This window comes from Streptomyces nanshensis (assembly GCF_001751255.1).
Classification (GTDB): Bacteria; Actinomycetota; Actinomycetes; order Streptomycetales; family Streptomycetaceae; genus Streptomyces; species Streptomyces nanshensis_A.
Window position 1 is genome coordinate 1 of sequence record NZ_LJGW01000686.1, and the last position, 6,233, is coordinate 6,233.

A 6,233-nucleotide genomic window follows, 5' to 3' on the forward strand; every position below is an offset into this window, starting at 1 on the left:
CTGCTGGGCGGTGCGCGCGGCGACCCGTTCGCCGTCGACTGGCTGGGCGGCTGGCGGCCGGGGCCCGGCGGGCAGGGCGTGGGGATCGTGCTGGCGGGCGAGCCGGTGTCGCTGGGGCTGGCGGCCTTCACCTCGCTGCTCGTGGTGGCCGTACTCGTCTACTCCTGGCGGTACTTCGAGGAACCGCCGCGCCGCTCGTTCCCGGCGCTGATCCTGCTCTTCCAGGCGGGCATGTGCGGCTTCTGCCTCACGGGCGACCTCTTCAACTCGTTCGTGTTCTTCGAGCTGATGGGCGTCGTCGCGTACGCGCTCACCGGGTTCCGCGTCGAGGAACGGCGGCCTGTGCAGGGTGCGTTGGCGTTCGGCATCGTCAACTCCCTGGGCGGCTACGCGATGTTGCTGGGCATCGCGCTGCTGTACGCGCGCACCGGCGAACTCGGCCTCGCCCAGATCGGCCGCGGCCTCGACGGACGGCACCCGGACGCCCTCGTCCTCGCCGCCTTCGTCCTGGTGGCCTCGGGGCTGCTGGTCAAGGCGGCGGCCGTCCCGTTCCACTTCTGGCTCCCGGACGCGCACGCCGTCGCGCCCAGCCCCGTGTGCATGCTGCTGTCGGGCGTCATGGTCGAGTTGGGCGTCTTCGGTCTCGCCCGGCTCTACTGGACGGTCTTCGCAGGACCGGGCGGACTGCCGCCGCACGCGGTCACCCGGACCCTCGTCACGGTGGGCGTCGTCACCGCGCTGCTCGGCGCGGCGATGAGCTGGCGGCAGCGGCATCTCAAGCGGCTGCTGGCGTTCTCGACGGTGTCGCACACCGGCCTGTTCCTGATCGGCGTCGGCGTGCTGACGCCGCAGGGCACGGCCGGTACGGCGATGTACGTACTGGCACACGGCTGCGTCAAGGCGGCCCTGTTCGCGTGCGCGGGCATCCTGCTCGACCGCTACGCGTCCGTGGACGAGCACGAGTTGTACGGCCGGGCACGCGAACTGCCCGTCACCGGCGCGCTGTTCCTCGTCTGCGGTCTCGCGGTCTGCGGTCTGCCGCCGTTCGGCACGTCGCTGGGCAAGGCGGTGGCGGAGGAGGCCGCGGGCCACACCGGGCACTGGCTGACCGCGGTGTTCGTCCTGGTCTCGGCGGTGACGGGCGGCGCGGTGCTGCGCGCGGGACTGCGCGTCTTCGCCGGCGCGGGCCCGCGCCCGTACGACGGGGAACACGGCGCGGGGACGGCGCACGAGCCGCGACAGCGCGGCGGGGCCGACGCGGAAGCGGAGTCAACCGACGCCGACGGTACGGACGATGAGGACGGCACCCCGGGAGACGAGGAGCCCGAGACCGGAACCCGGCTGCGCCGCATCCCCGGCACGATGCTCGCCGTCCCCGCGGCGCTGCTGCTACTGGCGCTCGTCTCCGGGCTCGTCCCGCAGTGGGCGACCGGCACCGCCTCCGCGGCGCGGTTCTTCACCTCGCACGAGGGCTACGCGGCCGCGGTGCTCGACGGCCGAACTCCCGTGCACACAGCGGTTCCTGCGGCGGACTGGACGAGCACCGGCGTCCTCCTCGGCCTGCTCTCCACGGCCCTCGGTATCGGCGTCACCCTGCTGGGCCTCCGCCGCCACCGCGCCGCCACCCTCACCGAACGCCTGCTCCTCCCGCTGCGCCGCCTCCAGTCGGGACACATCGGCGACTACGTGGCCTGGACGGTCGCCGGTATCGCACTGCTCACACTGCTTCTTGCGCCGGGCACGCATACACCCGGCTGACGCCTCCCGTGTGGCAGCGGTCGCGCAGCGGTACAAGAACGGAACCAAGACGGAACCAGCCGTCGCTTTTCATCGTTCTTGACACTGGAGTAGCGTGCTGTTTTTGCTAACGCATTACTCTGAAGGCTAGTGCCGTGCCGTGCGGCCATGGAGGAGTGAGATGAGGAGCAGCAACCCGGTCTTCTCGCGACGGGGGTTCAGCCGCTCAGGCGGCTACGCCGGTTTCGACGCCGGCCAGCAGCCGCAGGCCGGGAACCCGTACGCGAACAACCCCTACGCCCAGCAGCAGACGGTGGGTCAGCCCTACGGGGCGCCGCCGGCCGCACCGCCGCAGACCGGCCGGATGACGATGGACGACGTCGTCGCCCGTACCGGCATGACGGTGGGCCTCGTCGTCGTCATGGCGACCGTCGCCTGGATCACCGACCTGGCGCTTCCGCTGGCCATCGGTGCCGGGCTCGTCGCGATGGTGCTGGCGCTCGTCCAGTCCTTCAAGCGCAAGGCCGTTCCGGCGCTGATCCTGGCGTACGCCGCCCTGGAAGGTCTCTTCCTCGGCGCCATCAGCAACTACGTCGACACCTACATCGCGGACGGCGCTGCCATGCAGGCCGTGCTGGGCACCATGGCGGTCTTCGCCGCGGTGCTGGTGATGTACAAGACCCGGATCATCCGGGTCACGCAGCGGTTCTACCGCTTCGCGATGGCCGCCGCGATCGGCTTCGTCCTGCTGATGATGGTGAACATGCTGTTCGCCGTCTTCGGCGGCGGTGACGGGCTCGGCTTCCGCAGCGGCGGCATGGGCATCCTCTTCGGGATCGCCGGCATCCTGATCGGCGCGCTCTTCCTGGCGCTCGACTTCAAGCAGGTCGAGGACGGCATCTCCTACGGCGCTCCCCGCGAGGAGTCGTGGCTGGCCGCCTTCGGTCTGACGCTGACGCTCGTGTGGATCTACCTGGAGTTCCTGCGGCTGATCGCGATCCTGCAGGGCAACGACTGACGCCCGGCGCGGACAGCCGAAGGGCCCGTGAGGCGGCGACCGCCTCACGGGCCCTTCGCGTGCGGGTATGCGAAAAGGTCCGGAAGGATCCGGGAGAGTCTGGAGGGGCCCTGCTACAGATGGCGCGCGGCGCGCCGCAGATCGTGCTCGTGAATGATCGCTTTCGCGTGGCCGTAGGCGAGGTTGTGCTCGCCGCGGAGCCAGCTCACCTTCTCCTCGAAACGGAAGAGGGAAGGGCCTTCGTCGACGGTCCGCAGCCAGTCGGACACTTCTCGTCCGGTGCACTGAGGGATGCGGCTGAGCATGTTCCGGTGGGTCTCTTCGGAGAGGATCTGGGACATCGGCGCCTCCGGATGCTGCCTTTTGGAGTACTTCCCGCCAAGGTGCCTGAGTGCGCGGACGTTGGCAACAGTCCGTCGGGGGCGCATACGCTTGCGACGTGCCCGATGCAGCCCCTCTCCTCACCGCCGTGGAGCCCGCCGCCGACCGTCTGCGGACGCTTCCCGAGAGCGCGCTGCGCAGGGGCGCGGCGGCCGAAGGGCTCGCGCTGGCACGGGAGTTGGCGGTACGGGCGCAGCGTCTGGAGTTCCCGCAGAGCGCCCCGCTGGAGCTGCCGGACGTGGGCGTTTTCGCGGTGGGCGACCAGCTCTTGGTCGCGGCACACGATCTGGCGGAAATCCTGCGGGACGTTGACGGCGATCATGAACTCGCCGACGCCGTAAGCCTGGTACAGCTCGCCACCGTCCGTATCGCCGAGGCCGCTACCGGGAAGCGATGACGCGGTCCGCGAGCAGATACGCGGTACGGCCCTCGCCGTAGGCGAACGTCAGGGCGTACGCGCCGGAGACCGTCGAGCCGCCCATCAGCACCGGCACGTCCCCTTCGCGCAGCGCCTCGCACAGTGCCTCCGCGGTCTCGCGGTGGCCGGGGGAGAGGCACACCGTCGTACCGTCCTGGAAGAGATAGACGTCCAGCGTGCCCAGCGGGCCCTGCCGTACGTCCGCGAGCGGTGTACGGGCCTCCGCCAGCTCCGCGAGGCGGCCCACGGTGTGCTCGTGACCGGCGGTGCTCCTGGCGCGCGGGGGCGCCTGCGCGGGCACGGACGGTTCCGCGGGCTCACCGCGGAGCGTGAAGTCGGGCTCCGAGGGGTGACGGCGGCGGGCCGCGGCCAGGTCGGGGTGTTCGCGGCCGTCGGCGTCGGCGGGCTCCGCCGGTTCCGGCAGGCTCTCCGGTCCCTCCGGGCCGTCGAGGCGATCGATGCCGTCCAGTCCGTCCAGTCCGTCCAGGCTCTCCGTGCCCTCCAGGTCGCGGCCGATCTGGCGCGGTACGAAGATCCCCGGCTGGGGTGCATCCCGTATGTCGCCGAGATCGCGCAGGTCCCGCAGATCGCGGTCGGCGTCGCGGTCGCGCAGTTCGCGGAGCGCCGCCAGGGCCTCGTCGTCGAGGCGGCCGTCGAGCAGGGCGTCGAGGAGCGGGGCGACCTCGTACTCCGTGCCGCGGCCCGCCAGCGTCGTACCGTCCACGGGCGGCGCACCGTCCCGGCCCGTCTCCTGCGCGGCCCACAGGGCGCGGGCCTCGGCCAGTTCGCGTTCGCGCTCCTCCGCGATCGCCTCGACGACGATGCTGCGGATCTCCTCGGCGGACCGTGCGCGCGGCACCTTCGCGTCGTGGGTGTGCGCGTCCCGCGGGCACTCGTCGAGCCGGCGGCGCAGGCCGCGTGCCGAGTGCAGGGCGGCGCCCCCGACCGCGGCGGACGTCGCCGCGGTCGCGAGCAGCAGCAGAGATATGGCGCTCACTGACGTAACTCCCGGTTCCGTGCGGTTCCCCCCGAACGGTCCCCCCAGGATGTGAAGCCTGAGCCCGGGCCTCCCCGTGGCCCGGAACCGAGCCCGGTGCGTCCCCGGGCTCGATGAGGAACGACGGTAGTCCCAAACGCCGTGAATAGGACAGAGGTGTCCTCGCACCTCCCCGGCACCGACTCCGTGAGCAGGGCAAACGTCAGAGCGCAGGGGGATAAATCACATCCCCGGCGGCGTCAGCTCAGACGCTCCAGCACCATGGCCATGCCCTGGCCGCCACCGACGCACATGGTCTCCAGACCGAACTGCTTGTCGTGCCAGCGTAGGGAGTTGAGCAGCGTGGTGGTGATGCGGGCGCCGGTCATGCCGAAGGGGTGCCCGACGGCGATCGCGCCGCCGTTGACGTTCAGCTTGTCGAGGTCGATGCCCAGGTCCCGGTAGGACGGGATGACCTGCGCGGCGAACGCCTCGTTGATCTCGACGAGATCGATGTCGCCGATGGTCATGCCCGCGCGTGCCAGCGCCTGCTTGCTGGCCTCGACCGGGCCGTAGCCCATGATCTCGGGGGAGAGGCCGGAGACGCCCGTGGAGACGACGCGGGCCAGCGGCGTCAGGCCCAACTCCCGTGCCTTGGTGTCGGACATGACCACCAGCGCGGCGGCACCGTCGTTGAGGGGGCAGCAGTTGCCGGCGGTGACCAGCCCGTCCGGGCGGAAGACGGGCTTGAGCCCCTCGACGCCCTCCAGGGTCACGCCCGCGCGGGGGCCGTCGTCCTTGGCGACGACGGTGCCGTCCGGCGTGGTGACCGGTGTGATCTCCCGCTCCCAGAAGCCGTCCGCGATGGCCTTCTCCGCGAGGTTCTGCGAGCGCACGCCGAACTCGTCCATGTCCCTGCGCGTGACGCCCTTGTGGCGCGCGAGGTTCTCGGCGGTCTGCCCCATCGCGATGTAGACGTCCGGGAGTTGACCGTCCTGACGGGGGTCCTCCCATCCCGCTGACCGCGTCGGGTCCCCCAGGCCGCCCTTCTCGGCGCGCTCGGCGGTACGGGCCTCGGCGTCGGCGAAGAGGGGGTTGTGGGTGCCCGGCATCCCGTCCGAACTCCCGTTGACCGAACGGGAGACGGTCTCCACGCCGGCCGAGATGAACACGTCGCCCTCGCCCGCCTTGATGGCGTGCATGGCCATGCGGGTCGTCTGGAGCGAGGAGGAACAGTAACGCGTGACGGTGCAGCCCGGGAGGTGGTCCATGCCGAGCTGTACGGCGACGACGCGGCCCAGGTTGTGCCCCTGCTCGCCGCCCGGCAGACCGCAGCCCAGCATCAGGTCGTCGATCTGCGCGGGGTCCAGCTCCGGCACCTTGTCGAGGGCGGCCCGCACGATCTCGGTGGTCAGATCGTCCGGACGTACGTCCTTGAGCGACCCCTTGAAGGCGCGTCCGATGGGTGAGCGGGCGGCAGAGACGATCACTGCTTCGGGCATCACGGCTCCAGAGGTCGGAAGTCGGAGATCGGTGTTGTGCGGGCGGGGCCGGCGGGGAGCGGGCTCCGTGCGGGAAGCTACCTCCCCGTAGCGCCGGGGTCACGGGGCGCAGGGTGTGATGAGAGACTCTTTTCTAAGCGCTTGCTTGGGTCGCGGGGTGGCCGCTGGCGCGGCAGCCGGTCCGGGGCCTTCGGCGCGGGG

The 6,233-nt window shown here is 71.2% G+C and carries 6 protein-coding genes; 3 read left to right on the forward strand and 3 right to left on the reverse strand.

Translation table 11 applies throughout. The annotated features are described in order from the left end of the window. Together AN218_RS31740 and AN218_RS31745 are read left to right on the forward strand one after the other, a co-directional pair. A partial coding sequence (locus AN218_RS31740; protein ID WP_070020480.1) for a complex I subunit 5 family protein occupies positions 1-1,758 on the forward strand: 1,758 nt, incomplete at its 5' end. Between the two features lie 160 nt (positions 1,759-1,918). Continuing rightward, positions 1,919-2,755: a Bax inhibitor-1/YccA family protein gene (locus AN218_RS31745; RefSeq protein WP_070020481.1), complete on the forward strand. Its 837-nt coding sequence runs from the start codon at positions 1,919-1,921 to the stop codon at positions 2,753-2,755. 113 nt (positions 2,756-2,868) lie between these two features. Here AN218_RS31745 and AN218_RS31750 read toward each other — a convergent pair whose 3' ends face one another. Then, the gene (locus tag AN218_RS31750) at positions 2,869-3,096 is read right to left on the reverse strand and encodes a DUF4287 domain-containing protein (RefSeq protein WP_070020482.1); all 228 of its coding nucleotides are present in this window, start codon (positions 3,094-3,096) and stop codon (positions 2,869-2,871) included. A 98-nt stretch (positions 3,097-3,194) separates the two neighbouring features. On the opposite strand from AN218_RS31750, the gene AN218_RS31755 reads away from it, so the two are divergent. Next, positions 3,195-3,533: a hypothetical protein gene (locus tag AN218_RS31755; protein WP_079132807.1), complete on the forward strand. Its 339-nt coding sequence runs from the start codon at positions 3,195-3,197 to the stop codon at positions 3,531-3,533. On the opposite strand, the gene AN218_RS31760 is transcribed toward AN218_RS31755, so the two are convergent. Together AN218_RS31760 and AN218_RS31765 are read right to left on the reverse strand one after the other, a co-directional pair. Continuing rightward, complete coding sequence (locus tag AN218_RS31760) at positions 3,517-4,551, reverse strand: hypothetical protein (protein ID WP_070020484.1); 1,035 nt, start codon at positions 4,549-4,551, stop codon at positions 3,517-3,519. The two genes, AN218_RS31755 and AN218_RS31760, sit on opposite strands and share 17 nt — an antisense overlap. Positions 4,552-4,790: 239 nt before the next feature. After that, complete coding sequence (locus AN218_RS31765) at positions 4,791-6,032, reverse strand: acetyl-CoA C-acetyltransferase (RefSeq protein ID WP_070020485.1); 1,242 nt, start codon at positions 6,030-6,032, stop codon at positions 4,791-4,793. Positions 6,033-6,233 lie beyond the last annotated feature (201 nt).

Bases quoted from the DNA above. Each gene is read 5' to 3' on its own strand.
- AN218_RS31765 (WP_070020485.1), bottom strand. From the start codon at position 6,032: ATGCCCGAAGCAGTGATCGTCTCTGCCGCCCGCTCACCCATCGGACGC.
- AN218_RS31745 (WP_070020481.1), top strand. From the start codon at position 1,919: ATGAGGAGCAGCAACCCGGTCTTCTCGCGACGGGGGTTCAGCCGCTCA.
- AN218_RS31750 (WP_070020482.1), bottom strand. From the start codon at position 3,096: ATGTCCCAGATCCTCTCCGAAGAGACCCACCGGAACATGCTCAGCCGC.